Here is a 25,532-nt window from a genome sequence, read left to right on the forward strand (position 1 = left end):
TATGTGTGGTTTTGTAGGATATACACATGTTGAGAAAATAGATGGTGTTGAAGTTATTAAAAAAATGTCAGATGCAATCGCGCATAGAGGGCCAGACAGTGATGGTGCTTATGTAGACGAACAGGTTGCACTTGGCTTTAGAAGATTGAGTATCATCGACTTAACCGACGAAGGCAAACAACCGATGTTCAATGAAAATGAGGATATCGTTTTGGTCTTTAACGGTGAAGTCTACAATTATCAGGCATTAAGAGAAGAGTTGATTCAGAAGGGACACCGTTTCCATTCACATACAGACAGTGAAGTCATCCTTCATGGTTATGAAGAGTATGGTGTGAAAATCCTGGATCGTTTGAGAGGGATGTTCGCATTTTCGATTTGGGATATGAAACTAAAAAAACTCTTTATTGCGAGAGATTATTTTGGAATCAAGCCACTTTATTATACGCAAAATACAACCGATGGCTCTTTAATTTTTGGTTCAGAGATCAAATCGTTTTTACAGCATCCAAAATTCATAAAGAAACTGAATAACAAAGCGCTTAGACCTTATTTAACGTTTCAGTATTCGTCTATGGACGAGACTTTTTTTGAAGGCGTCTATAAATTAAAGCCAGCGCATTATTTGGTTTATGAAGCGGGCAAGTTACAGATGACCCCATACTGGCACAACGAGTTTAAACCCATCAGCAGAGACCTTAAGGAAAATGTCGAATCAATTAAGCAAATTCTCAAAGAGTCCGTTGAATACCATAGAATCAGTGATGTAAAGGTTGGCTCCTTCTTATCAGGCGGTATCGACTCAAGCTATATCACTGCACTTTTAATGCCAAATAAGACTTTTTCTGTCGGCTTTACCGAGTATGAAGCGATGTTCAATGAGACAAAGCTTGCGGGAGAGTTATCAGATCTTCTCGGAATTGAGAACCATAAAAAAATCATTACGCCAGAAGAGTGTTTTGATGCACTTCCTAAAATCCAATACCATATGGATGAACCTCAATCAAACCCATCTTCAGTACCGCTTTACTTCTTAGCTGGGCTTGCAAGAGAACACGTTACGGTTGTTCTATCTGGCGAAGGCGCGGATGAAATTTTTGCAGGGTATCCTTGGTATCAAAATTCGCCTGCGATTGATGCCTATGAGAAGGTGCCATTTGGTGTTAGACGCGCAGTATCTAAAGTAGCGAAAGGATTGCCTAACAACCGCGTGACGAACTTCTTAGTTAAAGGTGGCATGGCTGTAGAGGAAAAATTCATCGGGGAAGCAAAAGTATTTGATGAAAATGATGCGATGCAGTTGCTTAAACCCGACTATCAAGTGGGACCAAGCGTTAGAAGCATTACTCAGAAGGTGTATGATAATGTTAAGGACGAGGATGATTTGACTAAGATGCAATACCTCGACTTACATCTATGGCTACCTGGAGATATCCTTTTAAAAGCGGATAAAATGAGTATGGCGCATTCGCTTGAACTTAGGGTGCCGTTCTTAGACCGCGAAGTTATGCAGTTTGCTTCAACCCTACCAAAAGAACAACGTGTCAACCGTGAAAATACAAAGTATGCGCTTCGCGTCGCTGCCAATGAAATCCTACCAGAAGCATGGGCTAAAAGACCAAAGCTCGGTTTCCCAGTTCCGATCAAGTATTGGATGAAGGAAGAAAAATTCTATAATTTAATCAAAGGTGAGTTCGACAGTGCACATGCTGCGGAGTTCTTTGATACGAAGCTTCTTGTGCAGTATTTGGATGAACATTATACAGGCACACGTAACCGTGCAAGATACATTTGGACAGTGTACGTATTTTTAATTTGGCACAAACAGTTCTTCCCAGAAACCATCTAATTAGGAGGCGGTATGAACACCGATTTTTTACCTGTCATACTTGGAACCGATAGCAACGCATACGGCATGGCAAAAGCATTTCATATGGCCTATGGCATAAAAAGCTTAGTCGTTGGACAAGGTGCGCTTTTCACGACGTCCGGATCGACGATTTTAGACTTAAAGATCATACCAGACCTACAGTCTGAGCACTTTGCAGTTCGATTAAACGACCTTGCAAAAACATTAAAGGCGACTTATCAAAAGTTGATTCTCGTCGCAAGTAGCGATGGGTACACGGAACTCATCATTCAAAATAAAAAAACACTCGAAAGTCAGTATGTCGTTCCATTTATAGACGAAGACCTGATGCTTACTCTAAACTCAAAAGCGGGTTTTTATGAAACTTGTGAGAAATACGGGCTAAGCTATCCAGAAACTGTCGTGGTTCGCAAGACCGATTTGCCTACCATTGATGCGATCGTCGATGCTTTGGCATGGCCATATCCAGTGGTTGTTAAACCATCTGACAGCATGCGCTATTTTAACGCAAAGTTTGAAGGCAAGCAAAAAGCATATATATTAGAATCTCCAGAAAAAGTAAAGGCTGTCATTCGTACGATTTATCAGTCAAGCTATGATCAAGAGTTGATTCTGCAGGAGTATATCGAAGGCGATGATACGGGTATGCGCGTTTTAAACTGCGTATCTGGTCCAGATGGTAAAGTCAGACTGATGTGTCTAGGACAACCCCTTCTTGAAGACCCAACGCCGACACTCATCGGTAATTATACAGCGATTATCGATGCTTATGATGAGGTGGTCTTTGCAGAATACAAAGCATTTCTTGAAGGGATTGGCTATGTTGGTTTTTCTAACTTCGACATGAAGTACGATAAAAGAACTGGAAAATACAAAGTATTTGAAATCAACCTCAGACAAGGTAGAAGCAGCTTTTTTGTAACGGGAAGCGGCTATAATCAAGGTGCTTATTTGGCGGATGCATTTATCTATGAAACCGTTCATGAGACCATTTACTCAGACAAGCCACATCTTTGGCTAGGGATACCAAAACGCGTACTTAAGAAGTATCTTGAAGATACGAAGCTGAAGCACGAAGTCGCACTTAGAATCGATCGAGATCAAACCAGTACGACGTTGTTCTATAGTGCAGATAAGAATATCAAACGTAACCTTCGTGTGTATCGCTACTATCACAACTATCATCAAACCTTTAAGAATCATTTTGTAAAGAAAAAATAAGGAGGCATTTAGATGCCGTTATTAGATAAAACCAACCGCGTGCAGGTTAGGGCGTATCAAGACTTCGTTCAAGGATCCCCCTTTGCCACTGCGACTCAGGATATGAACTGGTCGATTGTAAAACGCGGATGGGAAGACGTTCAGTTTTATACAGAAGAAGATGGACAACTCACAGGTGCGATGTCGATACTGATCAAACGCACCTTTGGCTTTGCCCTTTTATATGCACCAAGGGGTCCCGTTTGCGACCCGCTAGATTTTAAAACGCTTAAAGCATTACTTGCTGAAATTAACGCCTTTGCTAAAAAGAATCGGGCTTTTGTTTTGAGATTTGATCCAGAAGTGACCTATGATGAAAAACTCGTAACTACTTACGAAAACGAAGGCTTTAAAGTTAGAGGACGTGGCGTTGATAAAAATGCGCTCATACAACCCATCTATAATATGATTTTAAATTTAGACGGCGATACCGAAGAAACCTTACTTGCGAGATTTAGTCAAAAAACAAGATACAACATCAACCTTGCAAGGCGAAAAGGCGTGACCGTCAGTTACGATACCTCTGAAGCTTATTTGAAGAAATTTTATGAGCTTTATGAAATCATGTCCAAACGCAACCGTCTCGTCATACGTGGTTACGACTACTTCGAGGCGATGATGAAGGCATTTGAAGGTAACATTCGCATCTATCTCACTGAACATGAGGGCGATGTCTTATCGGGTGCAATCGGTATCTGTTATGGCGATAAGCTCTGGTACATCTATGGTGCTAGCTCAAACGAGAAACGCAACTTGATGCCCAATTACCTAATGCAATGGGAAATGATTTTATGGGGACTTGAGACAGGTATCAAACGATATGACTTTGGTGGCGTATTTGAACTCAACAAAGAGGATGGCCTATATAAATTTAAAGAGGGCTTTTGTCGTGAAGAAGGGGTAACTGAACTTATCGGAGAAATCGATAAGGTTTATAAGCCCGTGATCTATAATTTGTTTACAGAGGTCTATCCAAGACTTCAAAGACTTAAAATCAAACTACTCAGAAATGGATAGTGTAAGGAGAAGACCGAAATGAGAAGAAAAAGAAATCCAGTTCCTTTTAAGCCAATATTAGTTGTAGCTGTAATCGTCTTAATTGGAATAATGGTTTACAATAGTGGTGTGTTAATTGATATAGGGTTATTAAAAGGAAACATTCCAGAGGATATAGGTATTAAACCAAATGACCCTCGCGTGATTGCGAAAATGGATGAAACTGTGGATCGTAAAGCGATTAAAGACATCGTCGATAAAATGATTAATTTAATCACTGGAAAAGAAGAACAAGGCAGTGTTAAAGTGGTTACCGAAGATTCAAAGAGTGGTAAAGGCTTAGCAGGTTTAACCTTTGAACTAAGAGATGCCATTACACATGAGGTTATAGATACAGTTGTTACCGGTGCCGATGGAACTGCAACGACGATAGCGGTAGATTATAGACAAGCTTATCGATTGGTTCAAACCGAATCTGTGGATCCGTTTGTTGTCAATGAAGAAGAGATTGTCTTTGAAATGGCAGCACCTATCATGGAACTGCATATGACAGAAGCAGTTAAACCTTATGTAGTCAGTTATACGGTAAATGATTTAGGTCAAGCGACTGTAACAGACATGACACTTAATTTACCTGAATTGTTACAAAAACCTGAACTTCCAAATGGTTGTGAAATCACTGCGCTAACATCGATATTGAATTTTTATGAATTTGACGTAGATAAGGTAACCCTTTCAAATGATTACTTACCAAAGGCGCCTTTCTTTAGAAAAAATGGCAACCTTTATGGCGCAGATCCTAACAAGGCTTTTTCTGGTGACCCGGCTGATCCTGCAGGTTGGTTTGTATATGCTGGACCGACAGTACAAGCAGCAAATGGCTATTTACGTGATCAATCAGCAAGCTATGAAGCTATTGATTTAACAGGTAGCTCAGAAGAAGAGATTATGTCATATGTGGCATCTGGTCATCCTGTAGGGATTTGGGCAACTAGAGATTTGAGCTTGGCAAACTACGGCTATGGTTGGTATCTTGAGGCAGATGATTCTTATTTTAGTGCTGCGACAAATCTTCATTGTATGGTGATTTATGGCTATGTGGGGGATCAACTTTATGTGATGGACCCACTACAAGGCAATATGATTTACGATAAAGCGACTTTATTTGCTAGCTTTGAGAGCTTGGGCTCAAGAGCGATGATCGTTAAGGAGTTAGATAATGAGTAATTACACTTTAGGTGTAATAGGCGGTATGGGTCCTCTTGCAACCTCTGTCTATTATGAGCGCATAATTGAAAAAACAGATGCATCAAAGGATCAGGACCATTTGGATATGATTGTGCTCAGTCATGCGACGATGCAAGATCGCACGCAAGCGATTTTATCGGGTCAATATGATAGTTTCCTAGTTCAAATTGGAAAAGATATCACCATGCTAGAACAAATCGGCGTACAGCATATTGCGATTCCATGCAACACCTCTCATTATTTTATGCCTCAAATGAAGGCAATGACGAAAGTGCATATTATCGATATGGTGGAAGAAACCGCAATTGAAATAAAAAATCGATTTGGTGTTGGAACACGAGTAGGGATTCTTGCGACGAATGGCACCATTCATGCGAAAACCTATGAAAATGCGTGTCTTCAAGAAGGATTAATCTTTGTCAAACCAGAGGGTGCACTTCAGGAATCTGTCATGAAGACCATTTATGATATTAAAGCGGATTGTTTTGCCGATGTGTCCAATTTTGAAACCATCGTAGCAACAATGATGGGTGAGTATGCCTGTGATTGCGTCATATTAGCATGTACAGAGCTTTCATTAATTCCAATTAGTGAAAACATTAGACCTGTAGTCATCGACGCGATGGACGTTTTAGTAGAGCGCTCTATCACTTACAGTGGTAAAATGGTCATCAATCGTTAATAAGTATTTTATCCTGATTTCTTCTGTACGATGTGACAAGTTGAAATCAGGATTTTTTATAATTTATTTTAGGAAGGAGATCTTATGAAAATTGTCGTATTAGATGGCAGAACGTTAAACCCTGGTGATTTATCGTGGGCGCCTTTAAAGGCATTAGGTGAGGTCACAATTTATGAGCGAACTGAGCGAGATCAAGTGGTTGAAAGAAGCCTTGAAGCAGAAATCCTTTTTACGAACAAAACCTTAATTCGCAAAGAAACCATTGATCAGCTTCCTAGCCTTAAATATATAGGTGTGTTGGCAACGGGGTTTAACATTGTCGATGTGGATTACGCAAAAGAGAAGGGGATTGTCGTTACAAATGTACCCTCCTATGGCACTCAGGCGGTTGCGCAATTTGTTTTCGCCCATTTACTTGAAATTTGTCATCATATACCAGATCATGTCGCTTCAGTTCGCGAAGGTAAGTGGAATCGACAGGCTGATTTTTGCTATTGGAATCAAAGATTGATTGAGCTTGCTGGGAAAACATTGGGTATTATTGGCACTGGTCGAATTGGTGTTGAAACCGCAAAAATTGCAAAGGCGTTTGGTATGCGCGTTCTCGCATATACCCCAAGACCTAAGCCAGAGCTCATAGGTGGTGACTTTGATTATGTTTCATTTGACCAATTATTGGCATCATCAGATGTGATCAGTTTACATTGCCCATTGACCGATGAGACGAGAAACATCTTAAATCATGAAGCATTTTCAAAGATGAAAGAGGGCGTAATTATCATCAATACTTCTAGAGGGCCGTTAATTGATGAGTCTGCCTTATTGGATGCTTTTAAAAGTGGAAAGGTCTATGCCGCTGGACTAGACGTTATGGCGGTAGAACCACCAAAAGAGAGAAGTCCACTTTACGATATACCAAACTGTCATATTACCCCTCATATCGCATGGGCACCTGTTGAAGCAAGAGGCAGATTACTTGGTATTGCAGTAGATAATTTGAAATCCTTTCTAGAAGGAAAAAGCATCAATCAGGTTAATCCTTAGAAAAATAGGGCATATATGAGGTAATGGATTCAAATAAGGAGGTCATACAGTGGAACAAATACTATTAAAACAAAATGAATACTTCCGTAGTGGTGCAACGCGCCCAATCCCATTTAGAATCAAGCAATTGGAAAGACTAAGGGAAGCTGTTCAGGTCTTTGAAAAAAAATTGACACATGCATTATTGACTGACCTTGGTAAATCTGAGTTTGAAGCCTATTCTACTGAAATCGGATATGTTCTACATAGTATTGAACATACGGTGAAGCATTTGGAAAAGTGGAGTAAGGAACCAAGCATTCGACTGCCATTTTATCTGCAGCCTGGAACGGGTGAAGTCAAATATGATCCTTATGGTGCTGTCTTGATTATCGCCCCGTTTAACTATCCGTTTCAGTTGTTAATAGAACCATTAATTGGTGCCCTTTCAGCGGGAAATACAGCAGTACTCAAACCTTCAGATTATACGCCAAGTGTAGAGAAGGTGGTTAAGGAAATGATTGAGGCTTATTTTGAGCCTGAATACGTAGCGGTTGTCACTGGTGGAAGAGACGTCAATGAAGCCTTATTGAAAATGCGATTTGACTATATTTTCTTCACCGGCAGTCCAAATGTGGGTAAAGTTGTGATGAAAGCGGCTGCAGAGAACTTAATTCCTGTAACTCTTGAATTAGGCGGTAAGAGTCCTGCTATTGTTCATAAAGATGCCAATCTTAAAGTTGCAGCACTGCGAATCGCATGGGGTAAATTTTCAAATGCTGGTCAAACGTGTATTGCACCTGATTACGTATATGTACACAAAGAGGTCAGTGAAGCCTTTAAAGCACACCTTTTGGAGACCATACTTGAGTTTTATGGACCATTGCCGATACAAAGTCCTGATTATGGTAGAATCGTCAATGAAAAAGCCATGCACCGTTTAATCGGATTGATTGATCATGATAAAGTGATTCATGGTGGACAGTATGATCTTACACATAAATACATTGCGCCAACAGTCATGACTGAAGTTACTTGGTCTGATCAAGTGATGCAGGAAGAAATTTTTGGACCAATTCTACCGATTTTAACCTATGATTCACTTGAGCAGGTAATAGACACGGTTTCAAGAGGTGAGAAACCTCTTGCACTTTATCTATTCAGTGAAGATCAACTGGTTCAAGAATATGTGGTTGATAACATAAGATTTGGTGGTGGATGTATTAACGATACTTTGATGCATGTAGCGACACCATTTTTACCATTTGGTGGGGTTGGTCACTCTGGAATGGGATCTTATCATGGCAAAGAAAGCTTTGAGACCTTTACTCACAAAAAGACAATCCTAAAAAGAAGCACTAAATTAAGCAATCACTTAACCTATCCACCCTATAAAAACAAGGTAAGTCTGATTAAGAAAATCTTGAAATAAAGATTAAGTTCAATTATAAATCAAAAAGAAACTGCTTCAAGTCTTAGGTGACGAGAAGCAGTTTTTACATATAATCATTCAGTTCAGTAATTTAATTATTTTGATTCAGTTTGAATGCCTTGGTCAAGTAGCTTGTTGAGAATTCGATAGAGGACCTGTGCATCATCCGCTTCAATTTTCAAACATTTAATCAACTGCTCGGGCACTTTGATTGCACGGTCTCTCAGCTGCCAGCCAGCGTCAGTCAAAGTAATGAAAACATTTCTTTCATTGTCCTTAGAACGCGTGCGAGTTACAAGTCCTTGAGCCTCAAGCTTTTTCAAAAGTGGCGTTAAGGTCCCTGAATCTAAGAAAAGTCGTTCACCAAGAGATTTGACATTGATACCATCTGTTTCCCACAATGCCATCATTGTAATGTATTGCGTGTACGTTAAGCCAAGTGGATCTAAAAAAGGTTTATAGAGTCGTGTGACTTCTTTTGAAACCGCATAGAGCGGAAAACACAACTGATTTTTTAATTTTAAAGCATCATAATTCATCGCATACTCCTTTGACCATATCTATTCGGTCAATTTAATTGTACGCAATTAATTTAAAACTGTCAACTAAATGATTTTGTAACCGACGCCCCAAACCGTTTCTATAAGAGGCGTATTTGGCGCTTGGACTTCAATTTTTTCTCTTATACGCTTGACGTGAACGGTTACAGTGAAAGCATCACCTAAAGAATCAAATTTCCAAACGCGTTCATAGATCTCTTCCTTTGAAAACACTCGACCACGATTTTTGGCAAGCAATAGAATGATATCGAACTCCTTAGGTGTTAATTCTAATGTCTCTCCACCGACTGAAAAAGTCTTTGTCATTTCATTAATCATGAATTCTCGAATAACAATATTAGCATCATCGAATGTGGTTGATCCAGCGCTTTTCATTTTACCATAACGCCTAAGTTGTGCTTTTACTCTTGCAATTAACTCATTGGTGCTAAACGGTTTCGTCATATAGTCGTCTGCCCCAACGCCTAATCCTAATACGATGTCCATATCTTGATTTTTAGCAGATACGATGATGATTGGAATATCTTTTAAGGATTGAATCCGTTTACAAATTTCGATGCCATCACCATTGGGTAGCATAAGGTCGAGAATTACTAAAGAAACGCCCTCAAGAAGTGGGATGATCTTTGTAATGTCTCCAGTGGATTCGATGACGACTTCATAACCGTTGATTTCAAGGTAATCACGCTGAAGTCTAGCGATACTCTTATCGTCTTCTATTACCAGTATTTTTTCCATAATTGCCTCTTTCTATCTACTTTTCGACTGAATGTCGATTAAATTTTATCATGTATTTCAAGGGCTTTTAGACGTATCGACATGGTTAATCCATTTGAGTCGTTACCAAAAGCATTGATTTTACCTCCATGTGCCACAATTATCTCACGGCATATGCTAAGGCCAATTCCGCTCCCCTTAATATCGAGGTTTCTAGATTTGTCACTTCTAAAAAATCGATCAAAGATTTTTGATAGATCTTCTTCTTTAACACCTATGCCGTTATCAGAAACATTTATAAAAACACCATCGTCGTCTTGATTTGCTAGAATCACGACCTCAAGCGGTTTATCGCTCCTGTATTTAATTGAGTTTTCAATGATGTTGATAAAGACACGCATTAGCTTTTCAGGATCAACCTCAACCTGTGTGTCTTTAATAATAAAGTGTAACGATAACTTGCCACCAATTTTAGTAACATCACTTTCAAGTTCATCGACACAGTCCATTAAAAAGTCTTTTAAATTGACGATTTGCTTATTGAGCTTAATGGTATTGGTGTCGTAGCGCGTGATATCCAGGAGATCATTGAGTAAGCTTTCAATCATATAGGTCTTAGATTCTATGGTTTCCAAGTATTCGCGCTGTGTCTCTTCAGTTCTAGCAACGCCATCCTTCAAACCTTGAACATATCCTCTGATTGAAGTGATCGGTGTTCTCAAATCATGAGAAATATTTGCGATGAGTTCCTTCTTTTCAATTTCTAATCGGTGCTGTTTTTCTACAGAAAGCTCTAAGGATTCACGCATACTCTCAACGCTTTTTGCGAGTTCAAAGAAATCATCCTCATCCTCATAGGACAGGCGAGCACTGAGGTTGCCACGTCTGATTTCATTCGTGGTATAGGTTAATCGTTTGATGGCACGCTTGATTGGATTCGAAATCCAAGAAAGTAAAATCGCGAGCAATAAAAGATTAAAGGCACCATAAAGGATAAAGAACACTTTTTCAAATACTTTATAAGCCAGCTCCAATCTAGAACTATCGATAATGAGTTTAATATCTATAGTACCTGAAGTTAATGTTTCAAAATGCTGATGCATCAAAGAATATTTTACCATAGGTTGATCAGAGGATAAACGTTTAAAGAGTTGACGTTCAATCCAGTTGAGATGACTGATTTCATCGCTATAAGTGGTGAATGCCAAAACATTATTATCATAAACTTCGACACTTAGAAACGCGGTATTAAAATTTTCATAAGCATAATTCTTAAACTCCTCGGTTAAAAAGTAATCAGGTGAGTTTGAATAAGGCGTAACATAGGTCTCAAACTCCGATGAAACTTCAGAGAAGTTGTTGAAGATATCGTAATAAGTATCAAAAAAGTGCACGAAATCTAAATTGTCACTAAAAAAGTTATTGGTGATAAATAAGGTGAATATTGCAGGTAGTAAAACCAACAAAATTAAAGATATGATAAATTTGGTTCTTATTTTCATGATATACCCCTTTAAATAATCTTCGTGCTAACTTTATTATAGCCTATTTCATATTAAAGTGCGAAATAACGATTTTATAAAGAAATATGACAAGAACTTACCAAATTTGTCATGTGATTTTAATTCAATTAACATGAGGGTGCAACATGTTTCTAGTATAATGATAGCAATTGTGACATATAAGTTTTTACTGACAAAAGGAGAATTTCATGAAGAGAAAATTTAGGGTAACTGCTGCGATTGCCATGCTTTCATTGGCGATGAGCGTGGTCAATTTACCGAGCATGGCATATAACAAAATATTGGAAAAGTCAACTGGTGAAACGGCGTATGCCGATGGTATGACGCATGAAAATCTCAAGATATACACAGATGAAGGATGGATCAATATGAACATCCTTCGAATTGATCTCGAGAAAAATGTCGATATGACAGTCGTTACTGACACTTACTTTTCATCTCGGGATACATTAACCAATTTAGTGAAGAAAAACAATGAGGATAAAACCATTGTCGCTGCAATTAACAGTGATTTTTTTGATACAAGCAATAGCACAACCATGGGAACGCTCGTAAGAGAAGGCGAAATACTCAGTACGAGTATTGGTTATCCGGATTTTGCATCATTTAACATTTCGGGAACAGGCATCCCCTATGTTGCTTATATCAACACACCGAAAAACATCGTTAGTAATGGCTCTTATTCTAAAACACTAAGCTATATTAATAAGCCCTATCTTGCATATAATAGGACGATTATGTTTGATAGCACATTTGCAGCAAAATCATATGGCAAAACGTTAGGTGCAGATGTATTAGAAATCTTAGTTCAAGAAGGCGTCATTAAAGAAATAAGAAGATCTGGTGAGCCGTTTACAATACCTAAAAATGGGTTTGTTCTCGCTTCAGTAGGTACTGATATAACAGAAATGAGTAGCCATTTCAAAGTAGGCGATTCAATTAATATCAAATATGATGTTAACTTTAGATATCTTGATTTAAGCGTAGGTGGTGGCACGCAGCTGGTTAAAGATGGGAAGGTAATGTCTGCGTTTACGCAGAATATTACGGGCGCTCATCCCCGTACTGGACTTGGAATTACAAAAGATAGAAAACATCTTATTCTAGTAACTGTAGACGGTAGAACCGCTTCATATAGAGGCGTTACACAAACCGAGCTTGCTAATTTGTTGATTAAACTTGGCGCATATGAGGCAATTAATTTAGATGGTGGCGGTTCCACTCAGATGGTAACGACTTCTCCTTTCACAGGTAATGTTGGCACTGTAAATTATCCATCTGATCAAGTTGAAAGGAAAATGTATACTGGATTAGCGATTCGTAAGATACTCGTAGATGATCCTGTATTAAGACAAATCCAAATTAGCCTTAAATCAAAAGTGATGTTGTTAAATGAGAAAGTAGCAATTAGTCTTCTTGCCAGTGATACAAATTATAATCCTCTGAAAGTGGACCCAGATCAAATTCAATGGTCGGTTTCTGGAGTTACAGGTACCTTTGAAAAGGGCTTTTTCAAGCCAACCTCTACAGGAAAGGGTACAATAATAGCAAGCTATGGTGGTCAAATTGCTGAAACGCCAATAGAAATAAAAAACAATGCGGTTAAATTGGTCGTTTCTTCGTCAGTAATTAAACCTGAAGCTGGACAAGAAAAACCACTCTATTTTTCCGTTATAACCGATGAAGGGCAACAAATATCACTTGCTTCTACTTCTGTTAAAGCAAGTGTGGATGCATCGGTAGGAAGTTTCAATTCTGAAACAGGAATTTTTAAGGCACCTCAAACTGTAAAAGAAGGCTATCTAACATTCGAGTACGATGGTTTAAAAGCTTATGTAGCTGTAGGATCAGGCGTAGAAAAGCTACTTTTCGCAGATTTTGAAAATGCAACCGGCACATTTATTGGCTATCCAGTAACTGTATCAGGAATCTATCAAGAAACCACTGCAAATGCTAAGTTTGGAAAATCGGGACTGCTAACTTATGATTTTACACAATCTACAGACACAAGAGCAGCGTATTTAATTCTTAACAAGCCAATTGCATTTCCTAAGGATGCACAAGGGTTTGGTCTTTGGGTGCTTGGCGACGAGGCAAACAGTCATTGGTTAAGAGCTAAAGTTGTAGATGCAAATGGTGTATCAAGTAATATTACACTGGCGAGCAAAGTGGATTGGAAGGGATGGAAGTACATTACCGCTGAGTTCCCTAAAGAGCTTGTTGCACCAATTACCTTAGAACGTCTCTATTTGGTAGAGACAGATGCAGCAAAGCAAGATGCTGGCTATATTCAATTTGATAATATTGAAGCTTATCAGAGCAAGGCGTTTAGTGTAAATGTTCCAGCAGATGTAACGCGTGTAAAGACACCGTCGGACTATAAACTTTCAAATGGTGCTACTTCTGTTACACAGTTTTTAGTTAAAATGAAAGACAGCAAAACAGTGGATACACTCATTAAAAACAGTGGTAATTCATTTGTAGTGCCATCAAGCAGCTTTAATATTAAAGATATGAATGGTTACACCTTAGTCTCAATGGTAAATAATAACTTTAGTATACGTAAGAGTGATTATACTCAGTGGTCAAAGCTAACTACCTTTATCAATGGTAGTGTGAAAAAACCGGTTGTTTTCTTTATGAACGATGTGTATTCCTTTACAGATGCGCTGGAACAAGATTTGTTCTTTGAACAGGTTAAATCCTTAACCGATCGTGGCATCGATGTGGCAGTGTTATTTACAACTTCAAATGCAACATTTAACTTCTCAAAAGTTGCAGGTGCAACGGTTATAAAGATTCCATCTAGTGACACGAGTCTAACCTATCTTAAAGTTGGCGTTTCTGGAGGCAAACTTAGCTTCGAAATTAAATAGTGATAAATCAATGCTCATATAAACCTGTGGTTATTGTCTTCAAGACAATTGCCACAGGTTTTTTTGTCTTGTACAAAAGTAAGGATTTGATTAGAAAGGTGTTAGAAAATATTAAATCAATACTAAACTCACTCATGTAGAAGCGAGGATTCAGTTGTTTTATAGTAGATATAGAAAGACGAGGTGAGAAGATGCTCAGTTTTAAGCCAAGACAAATAAGTGAAGAGGAAATCGTTAAAAAGATTAAAGCGGCACTTGATGCATGCGACTCAAGTGAACTAAAAACCAAGAAGTTTGTAGGATTACTCAACGACTTCATCCCATATGAAAATGGATTGAAAATGCGATTGGAATTACTTGCTAAGGCGGGGTATATCGATCAAATTGACAAACTAAAGAGAGATCAAGTCAACGAACAAAAAATTGAAAAAATGGCACAGGCATTTTCAAAAGAATATGGATTTGTTTTAGACGAGAGTTTAAAAACCATTAGATTGATTATGAGAGCGATGTCTTTTAATAAAGTGACGCAACAAAGTGCACCCGCTCTTAAAATAGTTTCTGCCGTACAGACGCAAGGTAACTTTTCAAAAAAACACATTCAAACGGATAATGAAACTAATATAAGACCCGTGCAATCTGAAAGCGCAAATAACCAAAATCAAAGTTCAAGTATAAACTTAAATGAAGCTTCTAAACAAAATCAAATCAAAAGACATAAAAGATGGGTGCGCAACAAGAAAAACTTAATGGCATATTTGTTTTTACTAGTGGCGTTACCGATTGGCTATTATACACTCTTAGTCAATAATAGTGCCATCGTAGAAACAAGGGCAATCTTAAATCAATTTTTTAGCTGGCCATTATCGTTTGAACCTAATGTCATCGTTCTATTAAGCATCAGTGGTCTTATGGCACTTGCACCATTTGTAGCTAACAAAATTAAAAAGATGAACATATTAGGGTTCTATCCTCTTGTACTTTTGGGCGTAGAGGTGATTTTAACAGCGTTATCATCTAAATTACCAGCCTATTTTACAGTGATACAGTTTGGCATAGGCGTATGTTTGTTTTTATCATTTTTAGTATTGGGCTTTTACGCGATGCGTTTACCTAAAGGCGCCAAAGAATACACCGCTTATCGTTCTCTTTTGCCTTATTATCTGATGACTGGACTTTGGTTAGGCGCACAATATCTCGCATTGTCGAAGGTGGTTATATGAAAATAGTGACGCAACAGGGACAAGCTGTAAGGCAGCAAAGACTAGCCAATAGCACATCAACAGCAAAAAAGAATTTACAGGATAAAGCAGCATATTATGAGAAAAAGGAGGCACTTATGTCTGATTATTTAAACCCTGGAGACTATGTATCCGGTGCGGATCGTCGATTTAGAGTTTTAAAGGAAATCGGCGGTGGTGGACAGGGCAACGTCTATCTCGTTACCAGTGACGGTGAACAGTTTGCACTCAAATGGTATAGCCGCCAAGCTTCGACGACTGAGCAATATCATGCCATTGAGGGTCTAGCTATGAAAGGTGCACCAAGCGACCGATTTATATGGCCAATTATGATTGTAGAAGGTGAGTCAAAAGATAATTTTGGATACATCATGCCTTTGATTGATACAAAAAAATACACGAAGCTAGCGCATTATTTCAGTGGTGAAATAAAAGTGAAACGGATGGAACCCATTATTGAAGCCTGTATTCAAATGGCAAGCGGGTTTTATGATTTGCATCTGACAGGGATGTGTTATAGAGACATATCGTTTGGCAATTTGTTTGTAGACTTTTCAACGGGAGATGTTTTAATTTGTGACAACGATAATGTGACATTTGATAACCTAACCAGTAGCTCAGAAATTTGGGGCACACAGGGGTTTATGGCACCTGAGGTTGTTAAGGGAGAAGCACCGCCTAGCTCTCAAACTGATCTTTTTTCACTTTCCGTGGTTTTGTTTAGAATGTTACATCTACAACATCCACTTCAAGGCAAAAAGGAATATGAAATTGAAATAGCAGATTATGAAGCGCTTGTCGATCTATACGGTCACAATCCGATCTTCATTTACGATCCGATAGATGCAACGAATCGACCTGTAAAGGGGAAAAAGGATATGGCTGAAGCTTATTGGCATCATTATCCCACTTTTATAAAAAATCGCTTTATTGAAGCCTTTACAATTGGTTTGCACGATCCTAACAGCAGAGTCCGAGAGAGCATATGGATACAGGATTTTCTAACTCTAAAATCAAATCTGATGTATTGTTATCACTGTGGCAGTCAATTGTTTTATGATAGAGAAACCATAAATCAAACCTTATGTCCTAGCTGTGGTAAAAGAGCGACTTTAATTCCACCAAGAATTAAGATTGGCTCAAGAATTTTACTACTCAATCACGATACACTGGTCACACGAGGACAAGTTGAGTCTGAAAACTTTATGGACTATGAAACACCTTATCTTAAGGTGGAAATTCATCCTAGACATCCAGAAATATGGGGACTTAAAAACCTATCAGAGGATGTGTGGCGATATGAAGGTAAAGATGGGCAGATAAAAGAACTTACCAAAGACGGCATCGTTCCAATTAAGGATGGTCTTGAAATATATATGGGTGAAAAACAATGTGCAGTTAGAGCTGCAACACAAATCAAATAATAGGAGGTACAATTATGTACGAAAGAGAAGGCAATATGGGCAATAGAGATTTACATCTGTTCTTTTTAATAGATGCATCGGATTCAATGAGCTATGGTGGTAAAGTTGAAACACTTAATAATGCAATAAGAGAGGCAATTCCACATATCAGAGAAATCGCAAGAGAAGCAGAAGGATCAATTAAGGTACATGCACTATCGTTTTCTACGGGTGCAAGATGGCTTACTAAGAATGTTGACGTCAGAGACTTCACATGGGATAACATTACAACGAAGGGTGTTACGGATATGGGAAGAGGCTTTGAGCTTTTAGCAGAAAAATTATCAGGCGATTTTCAAGGTGAAAGAGGGTATCAGCCGGTTATGATTCTACTGTCAGACGGTATGCCAACCGATGATTATGAAGCTGGACTTAAAAAATTAAAGGCGACAAAATGGGGCAGTAAAGCAATTCGGATTTCAATTGCGATTGGCTCAGAAACAGATATGGATGTACTTCAGGAGTTTATCGGCGATAGTTTTAGAGGTGAGTTAAAGCCGCTTAAAGCGAAAAATGCCGCAGAACTAAAGAACTTCATCAGATGGGCATCAACAGCAGCTTCAAATGCTTCTATCAATCCAATGAAAGGCATGTTGCCCCCACCACCAGTTGTTACATCTGAAGACGTTTTAGAAGAGGTCGATTGGTAGGGTACGAGGTCGCTAGGGCAACTGTAAAGGGAAATAAACCACTCACGCTGAATAAACCCAATCAAGATGCATGCGGTAGTCTCACATTAGAAGGTTTTGAGATTCTTGCACTCAGCGATGGGCATGGATCTGAAAAATATACTTTTAGTCATTTGGGTGCTCAATATGCGGTGGGAGTCGCTCTAGAAGTTTTTAGTGATTACCTACAACATGTTTCAAATGAAATATCAATTGAGCAGATTCAATTTGACATGGAGGAGAGGCTCTCTATGTCATTACAAGCCAAATGGATCAATGAAGTTTTAAAAGACCCTAATTTTCAGTCCATAGAGCAGTTTGGTTGTACGCTCTTGGTGGTAGTTTTATCTTCAAAGTGGATAGCAAGTTTACAAATTGGAGATGGGAAAATTGCTGTTGTATATGAAAGTGGCGACGTTTATTTTCCAACAGCAAGAGATGATCGTTATACATTTAGCGAAACAGCTTCTATGATACAAGAGAATGCTTGGATGGAGATGCAGGTAACTGTAACCGAGTTAAATGAAAAAGTAAGGCTCGTTGGACTATCCTCCGATGGTGTTGAAAATGCTTATCCAAGTGGCTTTTATGACGATGTCTCATTTTATAGAGAGCTTGCATCTAGTAATCATTTGGATGAAACACTCAACAGCCTAGTTCACTCTGCAAGTGCGTTTTCTCATGATGATACAACTGCAATTGTTTGTTATGAGCCTGAATTAATTAAAAAACCTTACTCAGAAAGTATGCACATTTGGTACGAACAAACGCCATTGGAGTGTCAGCCTTTAATCGTTGGATTATTGGGTGGCATGAACAAACGGATCGAAGCGGCAATCAATTTAGAGCATTTCTTTCAAAAGTCAGGTGATATTTTACCTAAATTCTTGACGCTAAAAAGACTATTTAGTTGTCCGAATAATGAGATTTGTATCGTAGGTGGTGGTTCTATGCAGTCGATGTCCAGTGAACGTATCCATCAAATCATGCAACAGATGGTCAATCTGTCATTGCTTTCTTACAATAGGAAAGACTTGAAACAAAAGCTTATTGACCATCAAAGAAGCTTGAGATATGACTACACACAAGGTAAGTATATTTTTGATAACGACCTGGACAAAGTAGCACCTATGGTAAGTTTAAAAGGCGCAAACGGTACTTTTGAGTTGTTTCACAATTCATATATCTACTTACACCAATTGATGCCGATGACTTCTTCAGTAGATTTACCTATTGGTAAAGTGGTACAGCATCCTAAGAATCCAAGAATCTGGGGAATTCTGAACCTATCAAATATCTCTTGGGAAACCGAACGTGAACAAATCATTAGCGGTAAGACGCTAACTGTAAAGCCGAAAACACAATTTTATGCTTATGGGATTCCCGTTCAAATAGAAATTAAGATCTAAATTTTATGGGAAAAGTGCTATTAAATCTAAAACTTGCACACAATGTGCAAGTTTTTTTATGTTTTTTTGAAAAAAGATGATTATTATTATTGAATAACGGATATCTTGGTATATATATAAAAAGTGACGCTATTAAGACAAAAAGGGCTATCATAAAGTCATGAATGAGATGGGGAAATAAAGCGGAAGGAGTGAAACGTGTGAGAGAACAAATGATTGAACGCATTTTAAGTGATTTTTTGATTTTAGTACCTTTACTAAATAAAAAAATTCTAAGAGAAAGTGAATTGTATAAGTTGGATGATTTATATCCTTCGCATGTACAGATTCTACTTTTACTATCAAAGAACAAGCAGTTGACCATGTCTGAAATTAGTCGAGAGATCCATGTGATTAATTCCAACTTAACACCTTTAGTAGATAAGTTAATTAAACTGGGTTATTTAAAAAGACAACCCTCAAAGAAAGACAGACGTGTGGTTCATATCTCATTGACTGCTAGTGGTAAAAAACAGGTTGAAAAGCATAAACAATATGCTATTGCTTATTTAAAAGAGCAATTCGAACAGCTGGATGAACCAACTCTAGAAGCTTTGCAGGAGCATCTAGGTGAAGTAAATCGAATTTTAGAGCCCTTTATATAAAAACTAATAGAAAACGTATAAATTTATTTGTAAAGAGCGTTTTTAATGTGTTAACATGAATTAGGACATCGTTTCCTAATTCTTTTTTTGTTTGATAACTATGAATAGCTGATCTTGTCGGATATGAGTTTAAGACTGTTTTTGATAGACATGTCATGAATTATTTATAGTATTGAAATTCATAGGTGCGATGGTCGAGAATTTTACTATGAGGTGATAGAATGAAATTAAGAAAATATGCAGAGTTGTTAGTTAAGACAGGAATCAACCTCAAAAAGGATCAAATTCTTGTCGTTCGTTCTCCAATTGAATGCGCTGAGTTTGCAAGAGAAATCGTAGACATCGGTTTTGAAGCGGGTGCAAAAGACGTCGTTATTAACTGGAGTGATGAGGTTTATTCAAGAATCCGTTATCTGAAAGGACCGGAGGCATTGTTTGAAACTTTTCCATCATGGCAAAAGGAGTTTTATCTTTCTTATGTAAGACAAGATGCAGCATTTTTAACCATCTCAGCATCAGATCCTGAGAACTTTAAAGATGTTGATCCTGTTAGAATTCAAAAGTTTTCAAGAGCATTTAGTGCAGAGGTTTCTGAATATAGAGATCGGTTAATGAACAATGAAAATGTTTGGTGTGTGGCGTCTGTACCAACACCTGCATGGGCAAAAAAAGTTTTCCCTGACGTAACAGAAGCTGAAGCTATGGAAAAGCTTTGGGAAGCGATTTATGAAGCGGTTCGCGTTAATGAACCAGATCCTGTGGCATCATGGAACACACACAAACTAAATTTAAAAAGACAAATGGATTTACTCAATGAATTGAACTTTAAATCCTTACATTATACAAATAGCTTGGGAACTGATTTGGTGATTGAGCTTCCTGAAGGCCATCTATGGTTAGGCGGTTCTGATTTGACGCCAGATGGTCATGAGTTTATTGCAAATATGCCAACAGAAGAAGTGTTTACAGCACCAAAGAGAGATGGTGTTAATGGTAGAGTTGTCAGCTCAATGCCACTAAACTTTAATGGCAGCCTAATTGATGGTTTTGAACTCACTTTTAAAGATGGCAAAGTAGTGGATTATTCTGCAAAAATAGGCTATGAGCAATTAAAACGACTACTTGAAACCGATGAAGGTGCATCTTATTTAGGTGAAGTTGCACTTGTCCAATATGATAGTCCGATTTCAAATATGGGTATATTATTCTATAATACATTATTTGATGAAAATGCATCTTGCCATTTAGCACTTGGTAAAGCTTATCCGGTATCCATTAAAGGTGGCGATCAAATGGATCAAGCAACGCTGTTAGCAAATGGCATCAACGATTCGATTACACATGAAGACTTTATGGTGGGAACAAAAGATTTATCAATCGTAGGTGTTAAAGCGAATGGTGAAAAGATTCAAGTGTTTAAGGATGGTAATTTTGCCCTTTAGGAGACTTTATGAGGCAGTTAAAACGATTTTACCAAGAAGTATATAAATACGACTCAGAACACAATTCGTATCAAATCGACGTCCTCTTAGATGCGTATGAGGACGTCTATGATGAATGGGATGCCTCTCCTTTTAAAAGAAGAGATATTGAGGATGAGTTCGATGATTTTATAACAGATTCATCATCGGATATTCCGCTTAAATATGGCGTTGTCATCAATCTTTATTTGCCTAAAAACGCATACGATGAGAGAAAAGAACGATTGCTGATTGAAGCATATGAAAATTTCTATCAGTTTAAATTAAAACGCGCACTAAAGGTGAGACAAAATATGAATCGTAAAATTTTGAATTACCTAGTTTTAGCGATTATTTTCTTATTTGTTGGCTATTTTTATTTGCCAGAGGAAGAGGGGATTTTGTTTAAACTTGTGAAGGAAGGTATCTTTATTGGCGGTTGGGTTTTTCTTTGGGAGGTATTTACATTACTTTTTATTTCTGAATCAGATCAAACCAGAGAAGTAAAATTGATCAAACGATTGCTGATGTCCAATTTGAATTTCATTTATAAAGATTAATAAAAGGTGTTATTGTCACAGGGTTAAGCGGCAATAACACCTTTTCTGGTTGAGAAACAATCTCAATTGTAAACAATTCGTAATTTTATGTTTTTTTGTGTATTTTTAATTTTAAGCGGTATATATGAAATATCAAATAAACCTGAAGCAAAACTTCAGAAGGAGTCTATATGAAAAAAACAATTATTGTAGCAGGAGCGGCGGGTGAAGGTATTAATACCGTCGAAATGTTTATCGAGAAAATACTAAAGCATTCAGGCTATAGCATTTATTCTTATAAGAATTATATGTCTCGTGTTAGAGGCGGATATAACTATTCTACAATTGTCGTCAGCTCAGATCCCGTATATGCCATAGAAGAGCAAGGCGATATTTTTATCGCGCTAAATAAAGAAGCGCATGAACTGGCACCTGTTCAGCTTAAAGAAGATGGATTGTTGATCAGTGAAATGAATCATGACAATGTTAAAACGATTCTTTTTAGTAAAGAAGAAATGCCACAAGAGGTAAAAGGAAAAAACGCATTTGCTATGGCCTCTGTTGGTTGGGTTTTAAAGTATTTTGGTGTGACTGAATCGAATTTGGAGCGTATTACAAATAAAAAATGGCGTCCTGAAGTCAATGCTTCAAACTTAGCTGCTGCTACGTGGGGATATGAAAAAGCAACCCTCACAGCTGATTTTAGTAAAGAGCAACCTGAAAGAATCTTAGTAAATGGCAATCAAGCGGTTGCACTGGGTGCATTAAGTGCAGGTCTTAGCTTTTATAGTGCTTATCCAATGGCACCCTCAACAGGGATCATGACCTATCTATCTGCTAATGAAAAAGAAATGAACATAATTGTTGAGCAAACTGAAGATGAAATTGCAGGGATTATGGCAGCTGTTGGTGCGTCTTCAAATGGCGTTAGAGCGATGACGGGAACCTCTGGCGGAGGCTTTGCGCTAATGGTTGAAACTTTAGGGTTTGCAGCTGTAAGTGAAACACCTCTCGTCGTTTGTAATGTTCAAAGACCAGGACCCGCAACTGGACTACCGACACGTACTGAACAGGCCGATCTTGCTTTTGTTGTAACCGCTTCTCAAGGCGAGTTTGCTAGAATTGTACTAGCGCCATTAACGGTAGAGGATGCTTTTTACACGACACACCGTGCCTTTAATCTAGCAGATAAATATCAGGTACCAGTGGTGATTTTAACGGATCAACTCTTGGCCGATTCGACACACAGCGTCCCTATTTTTGATACCAAATCATTATCCAATGAACGATATTTAACCGTTGAACCGGTAGATGACTATAAACGTTATGACTATGATGCAATCAGTGGTGGCAGAAAATATCCGGGAATTGATAAAGAAACGATTATTATGACAGACTCACACGTACATGATCCTTATGGCCACGTGACTGAGGATGAACAAGCCACTGTTTTACTCAAAAACAAATTTATGAAACGTATGGATGCGATTCGCACAGAAGCAAAAGCACCACTTTTCCATGGCGCTGCGGATTATGAAACGCTGTTTATCAGTTGGGGTTCAACCTATGGCGCATTGAAAGAGGCTGTTGATACACTGATTGAGAGTGGTGAAAAGGTTGCATTACTTGCTTTTAGTGATGTCTTTCCTTTAAATGAGTCCATTTTGGATCCGTATCTCTCCAAAAAACCTTTCATCATCAACGTGGAAGGAAATGCAATGAATCAGTTCGGACAGATTTTAAAGATGGAAACAGGCGTCAGATGGCAGGCTTCTATCAATAAATACGATGGACGCCCATTTACAGCAAACTATATTATAAATGAATTCGAGGTGATTCGTAATGGTCAATCTAAATAAATTAAATGTCGTAAAAAACGACAATCCATTTGTAACAAATAATCCGACAAGCTGGTGTCCAGGGTGTGGTAATTTCAGCATCTTAGACAGCATCAATCAGGTTTTATATGAGGAAGGGTTAACTCCGCAAGATGTTTTAATGGTTTCGGGGATCGGTCAAGCTGCTAAGCTACCTCACTATATCCATGCACATGGACTTAATACATTGCATGGTAGAGCTTTACCTGCAGCGATGGGCGCGCAAGCGGCAAATAATAGCTTTAAAATGCTTGTGACATCAGGTGATGGCGATACGTATGGCGAAGGTGGTAATCACTTTTTGCACAACGTACGTCGAAATTTGGATTTGGTGCATATCGTTCACGATAATCAAATTTATGGCCTTACAAAGGGTCAAGGTTCACCGACGACTGCACTGGGACAAAAGACTAGACTTCAGTTTGATGGGATGCGACATGAACCGCTCAACCCAGTAGCACTAGCTATTTCTTTAGGCTGTACTTTTGTAGCACGTAGTTTTTCAGGCGATCCAAAGCATTTACAAAAAACGATAAAAGCTGCACTTGATCATAAAGGGTACGCCCTTATCGATGTTATGCAGCCATGCGTTTCGTTTAATGAAGTGAATACTTTTAAATGGTACAAGGAACGTGTATTTGAAATTGCATCCGATCACGATGTAACAGATAAAGTAAAAGCCTTTGAATTGGCTCAAACTTTCGGAGATGAAGGCATTCCAATTGGTATTCTTTATCGTGAGGAAAGTCCAAGCTTTATGGAACGTATTCCTCATATCGATCGTCCTCTGGTTGATTATGTTAGAAAACCAGAGGATATCAATCCATTACTCCATCGAATGATCGATTAACTTATGACTCTAAAGCATCAGTGATATTGCGATAAAAATCAACGATAGAACAAAACAAATAAAGGGGGCACCAGTAATATGGTAAGTAGGCCAGCTAGGCCGATTGCTGTACTGCTGAGTGCTCCTTCTGTTTCTCCCATTTCAATTGCTTTAGAAGTACCGACACCATGTGAGGCAGTTCCGATACCGACGCCTACGGCAATTTTATCTAAGAATGGAAACCATTTAGGAAATAGTGGGGCAACGAGTGCACCTAAAATCCCTGTAATAATAACCATGACAATTGTGATGACAGGATTGCCGCCATTGATCTCAACAAGAGAGAGTGCCATAGGTGTCGTTATAGATTTTGGCACCATAGAACGAACCATTATTTCATCAAGTCCTAACCATTTTCCCATTAAAAGAATGGAGAAGAATGAGGTTAATACCCCACATGTGATGCCAATCAAAAGGCTAATAAAGTGACTTTTAATAATTTTTCTTTGGCGATAAAGCATCAGTCCAAGAGCGACGGTTAATGGTCCTAAGAAGTAATGAATACCATCGCCGCCAATTTTATAATGTGCATAGGGAATGTTCGCTAATTTTAGAAAAGCAATAATAATGATGACTGCAATTAAAATAGGATTTGCAAGGACACTTTTCGTTTTGTTTTTGATCCAAATTCCGATGCTGTAGGCAATGATACTGATCAGTATTCCAAAAGCGGGCGTTTGCGTGATTTCAGAAAACATAATTACCCCCTTCTCTTAATTAGAAAATGTGTGACAAACATCGTGACAAAAAGTGTCAAAAGTGTTGATACGACAGAAATAAAAAACAGTTTCAAAAGAATTGATGAAGACATACCAGTTAGCGCCAATATTCCTACACTTGCTGGTACAAAAAAGAAAGAGATATTATTTAAAAGTAAATCACTTGTCTCTTTAATATGATGTTCCTTAATGAGTCCTGTAGTTAACGCAAGTGCAAAGAGAACCATGCCCATTATTGCAGAAGGAATTTTTACGATTCCGCTGATTAAGTGGCTTAATAAATCGCCAGCAATCCAAAATGCCATGATGATACCCAGTTGATTAATTAATTTCATAATTGCCTCTTTTTCTATTTTATCTAGGTTTAATCATAAGCCAAACCATCTATTTGCGCAAGTCTATTGGCTAATTGAAAAACCTCCCCTTTGTAAATTTC

General features: G+C 38.2%; 22 protein-coding genes. 17 read left to right on the top strand and 5 right to left on the bottom strand.

Going from position 1 to position 25,532, the window contains the following annotated elements:
* Position 1 precedes the first annotated feature (1 nt).
* The 7 genes from asnB to AC4PID_RS12690 all read left to right on the top strand — a co-directional run bounded on the left by asnB (position 2) and on the right by AC4PID_RS12690 (position 8,511).
* Positions 2–1,849, top strand: coding sequence for an asparagine synthase (glutamine-hydrolyzing) (gene asnB, locus AC4PID_RS12660; RefSeq protein ID WP_492132367.1), 1,848 nt, complete (start codon positions 2–4; stop codon positions 1,847–1,849).
* 12 nt (positions 1,850–1,861) lie between these two features.
* Positions 1,862–3,091: a carboxylate--amine ligase gene (locus AC4PID_RS12665; RefSeq protein WP_492132368.1), complete on the top strand. Its 1,230-nt coding sequence runs from the start codon at positions 1,862–1,864 to the stop codon at positions 3,089–3,091.
* Between the two features lie 12 nt (positions 3,092–3,103).
* Complete coding sequence (locus AC4PID_RS12670; protein ID WP_492132369.1) at positions 3,104–4,147, top strand: lipid II:glycine glycyltransferase FemX; 1,044 nt, start codon at positions 3,104–3,106, stop codon at positions 4,145–4,147.
* A gap of 18 nt (positions 4,148–4,165) precedes the next feature.
* On the top strand, positions 4,166–5,353 hold the full coding sequence (locus AC4PID_RS12675) for a C39 family peptidase (RefSeq protein ID WP_492132370.1): 1,188 nt from the start codon (positions 4,166–4,168) through the stop codon (positions 5,351–5,353).
* Positions 5,346–6,056 (top strand): aspartate/glutamate racemase family protein, encoded by a 711-nt coding sequence (locus AC4PID_RS12680; RefSeq protein WP_492132371.1) that lies wholly within the window; start codon positions 5,346–5,348, stop codon positions 6,054–6,056. Before AC4PID_RS12675 ends, AC4PID_RS12680 begins: the two co-directional genes overlap by 8 nt.
* A gap of 84 nt (positions 6,057–6,140) precedes the next feature.
* Positions 6,141–7,100, top strand: coding sequence for a D-2-hydroxyacid dehydrogenase (locus tag AC4PID_RS12685; protein WP_492132372.1), 960 nt, complete (start codon positions 6,141–6,143; stop codon positions 7,098–7,100).
* 49 nt (positions 7,101–7,149) lie between these two features.
* Complete coding sequence (locus tag AC4PID_RS12690; RefSeq protein ID WP_492132373.1) at positions 7,150–8,511, top strand: aldehyde dehydrogenase; 1,362 nt, start codon at positions 7,150–7,152, stop codon at positions 8,509–8,511.
* Positions 8,512–8,606: 95 nt separating this feature from the next.
* Here AC4PID_RS12690 and AC4PID_RS12695 read toward each other — a convergent pair whose 3' ends face one another.
* From AC4PID_RS12695 to AC4PID_RS12705, 3 genes are all read right to left on the bottom strand, one after another.
* On the bottom strand, positions 8,607–9,050 hold the full coding sequence (locus AC4PID_RS12695) for a MarR family winged helix-turn-helix transcriptional regulator (RefSeq protein WP_492132374.1): 444 nt from the start codon (positions 9,048–9,050) through the stop codon (positions 8,607–8,609).
* A 66-nt stretch (positions 9,051–9,116) separates the two neighbouring features.
* Positions 9,117–9,809: a response regulator transcription factor gene (locus tag AC4PID_RS12700; RefSeq protein WP_492132375.1), complete on the bottom strand. Its 693-nt coding sequence runs from the start codon at positions 9,807–9,809 to the stop codon at positions 9,117–9,119.
* Between the two features lie 38 nt (positions 9,810–9,847).
* Complete coding sequence (locus AC4PID_RS12705) at positions 9,848–11,290, bottom strand: sensor histidine kinase (RefSeq protein ID WP_492132376.1); 1,443 nt, start codon at positions 11,288–11,290, stop codon at positions 9,848–9,850.
* A gap of 209 nt (positions 11,291–11,499) precedes the next feature.
* Between AC4PID_RS12705 and AC4PID_RS12710 the strand changes: the two genes are divergently transcribed.
* The 10 genes from AC4PID_RS12710 to AC4PID_RS12755 all read left to right on the top strand — a co-directional run bounded on the left by AC4PID_RS12710 (position 11,500) and on the right by AC4PID_RS12755 (position 24,338).
* The gene (locus tag AC4PID_RS12710) at positions 11,500–14,187 is read left to right on the top strand and encodes a phosphodiester glycosidase family protein (RefSeq protein ID WP_492132377.1); all 2,688 of its coding nucleotides are present in this window, start codon (positions 11,500–11,502) and stop codon (positions 14,185–14,187) included.
* Between the two features lie 191 nt (positions 14,188–14,378).
* Positions 14,379–15,410, top strand: coding sequence for a hypothetical protein (locus tag AC4PID_RS12715; RefSeq protein ID WP_492132378.1), 1,032 nt, complete (start codon positions 14,379–14,381; stop codon positions 15,408–15,410).
* The gene (locus tag AC4PID_RS12720; RefSeq protein WP_492132379.1) at positions 15,407–16,852 is read left to right on the top strand and encodes a protein kinase domain-containing protein; all 1,446 of its coding nucleotides are present in this window, start codon (positions 15,407–15,409) and stop codon (positions 16,850–16,852) included. The genes AC4PID_RS12715 and AC4PID_RS12720 overlap by 4 nt, the downstream gene beginning before the upstream one ends.
* 14 nt (positions 16,853–16,866) lie before the next feature.
* Complete coding sequence (locus AC4PID_RS12725; RefSeq protein ID WP_492132380.1) at positions 16,867–17,541, top strand: vWA domain-containing protein; 675 nt, start codon at positions 16,867–16,869, stop codon at positions 17,539–17,541.
* Positions 17,535–18,968, top strand: coding sequence for a PP2C family serine/threonine-protein phosphatase (locus AC4PID_RS12730; RefSeq protein ID WP_492132381.1), 1,434 nt, complete (start codon positions 17,535–17,537; stop codon positions 18,966–18,968). Before AC4PID_RS12725 ends, AC4PID_RS12730 begins: the two co-directional genes overlap by 7 nt.
* A gap of 200 nt (positions 18,969–19,168) precedes the next feature.
* Positions 19,169–19,612, top strand: coding sequence for a MarR family winged helix-turn-helix transcriptional regulator (locus tag AC4PID_RS12735; RefSeq protein ID WP_492132382.1), 444 nt, complete (start codon positions 19,169–19,171; stop codon positions 19,610–19,612).
* 221 nt (positions 19,613–19,833) lie between these two features.
* Entirely contained in the window at positions 19,834–21,054 is a 1,221-nt protein-coding gene (locus AC4PID_RS12740; protein WP_492132383.1) for an aminopeptidase, read from the top strand.
* 8 nt (positions 21,055–21,062) lie between these two features.
* A complete protein-coding gene (locus AC4PID_RS12745) occupies positions 21,063–21,632 on the top strand; it encodes a hypothetical protein (protein ID WP_492132384.1) in 570 nt (189 codons plus the stop codon).
* A 170-nt stretch (positions 21,633–21,802) separates the two neighbouring features.
* Entirely contained in the window at positions 21,803–23,470 is a 1,668-nt protein-coding gene (locus tag AC4PID_RS12750; RefSeq protein ID WP_492132385.1) for a 2-oxoacid:acceptor oxidoreductase subunit alpha, read from the top strand.
* Positions 23,454–24,338, top strand: a complete 885-nt coding sequence (locus AC4PID_RS12755) for a thiamine pyrophosphate-dependent enzyme (protein ID WP_492132386.1) — start codon at positions 23,454–23,456, stop codon at positions 24,336–24,338. The genes AC4PID_RS12750 and AC4PID_RS12755 overlap by 17 nt, the downstream gene beginning before the upstream one ends.
* 38 nt (positions 24,339–24,376) lie before the next feature.
* Here AC4PID_RS12755 and AC4PID_RS12760 read toward each other — a convergent pair whose 3' ends face one another.
* Together AC4PID_RS12760 and AC4PID_RS12765 are read right to left on the bottom strand one after the other, a co-directional pair.
* Positions 24,377–25,075, bottom strand: a complete 699-nt coding sequence (locus AC4PID_RS12760; RefSeq protein WP_492132387.1) for an LrgB family protein — start codon at positions 25,073–25,075, stop codon at positions 24,377–24,379.
* Positions 25,076–25,077: 2 nt separating this feature from the next.
* Positions 25,078–25,431 carry a CidA/LrgA family protein gene (locus AC4PID_RS12765; protein WP_492132388.1) on the bottom strand — a complete coding sequence of 118 codons (354 nt, stop codon included), beginning with the start codon at positions 25,429–25,431 and terminating at the stop codon, positions 25,078–25,080.
* Positions 25,432–25,532: the final 101 nt, after the last annotated feature.

The organism is Fusibacter sp. QWL-12 (assembly GCF_058683495.1).

Excerpts from the sequence above, each read along its gene's own strand:
- AC4PID_RS12750 (WP_492132385.1), top strand. The coding sequence starts at position 21,803 with ATGAAAAAAACAATTATTGTAGCAGGAGCGGCGGGTGAAGGTATTAAT.
- asnB (WP_492132367.1), top strand. The coding sequence starts at position 2 with ATGTGTGGTTTTGTAGGATATACACATGTTGAGAAAATAGATGGTGTT.
- AC4PID_RS12680 (WP_492132371.1), top strand. The coding sequence starts at position 5,346 with ATGAGTAATTACACTTTAGGTGTAATAGGCGGTATGGGTCCTCTTGCA.
- AC4PID_RS12755 (WP_492132386.1), top strand. The coding sequence starts at position 23,454 with ATGGTCAATCTAAATAAATTAAATGTCGTAAAAAACGACAATCCATTT.
- AC4PID_RS12705 (WP_492132376.1), bottom strand. The coding sequence starts at position 11,290 with ATGAAAATAAGAACCAAATTTATCATATCTTTAATTTTGTTGGTTTTA.
- AC4PID_RS12665 (WP_492132368.1), top strand. The coding sequence starts at position 1,862 with ATGAACACCGATTTTTTACCTGTCATACTTGGAACCGATAGCAACGCA.
- AC4PID_RS12720 (WP_492132379.1), top strand. The coding sequence starts at position 15,407 with ATGAAAATAGTGACGCAACAGGGACAAGCTGTAAGGCAGCAAAGACTA.
- AC4PID_RS12710 (WP_492132377.1), top strand. The coding sequence starts at position 11,500 with ATGAAGAGAAAATTTAGGGTAACTGCTGCGATTGCCATGCTTTCATTG.
- AC4PID_RS12760 (WP_492132387.1), bottom strand. The coding sequence starts at position 25,075 with ATGTTTTCTGAAATCACGCAAACGCCCGCTTTTGGAATACTGATCAGT.
- AC4PID_RS12715 (WP_492132378.1), top strand. The coding sequence starts at position 14,379 with ATGCTCAGTTTTAAGCCAAGACAAATAAGTGAAGAGGAAATCGTTAAA.
- AC4PID_RS12700 (WP_492132375.1), bottom strand. The coding sequence starts at position 9,809 with ATGGAAAAAATACTGGTAATAGAAGACGATAAGAGTATCGCTAGACTT.
- AC4PID_RS12765 (WP_492132388.1), bottom strand. The coding sequence starts at position 25,431 with ATGAAATTAATTAATCAACTGGGTATCATCATGGCATTTTGGATTGCT.
- AC4PID_RS12695 (WP_492132374.1), bottom strand. The coding sequence starts at position 9,050 with ATGAATTATGATGCTTTAAAATTAAAAAATCAGTTGTGTTTTCCGCTC.
- AC4PID_RS12725 (WP_492132380.1), top strand. The coding sequence starts at position 16,867 with ATGTACGAAAGAGAAGGCAATATGGGCAATAGAGATTTACATCTGTTC.
- AC4PID_RS12745 (WP_492132384.1), top strand. The coding sequence starts at position 21,063 with ATGAGGCAGTTAAAACGATTTTACCAAGAAGTATATAAATACGACTCA.
- AC4PID_RS12740 (WP_492132383.1), top strand. The coding sequence starts at position 19,834 with ATGAAATTAAGAAAATATGCAGAGTTGTTAGTTAAGACAGGAATCAAC.
- AC4PID_RS12685 (WP_492132372.1), top strand. The coding sequence starts at position 6,141 with ATGAAAATTGTCGTATTAGATGGCAGAACGTTAAACCCTGGTGATTTA.
- AC4PID_RS12670 (WP_492132369.1), top strand. The coding sequence starts at position 3,104 with ATGCCGTTATTAGATAAAACCAACCGCGTGCAGGTTAGGGCGTATCAA.
- AC4PID_RS12675 (WP_492132370.1), top strand. The coding sequence starts at position 4,166 with ATGAGAAGAAAAAGAAATCCAGTTCCTTTTAAGCCAATATTAGTTGTA.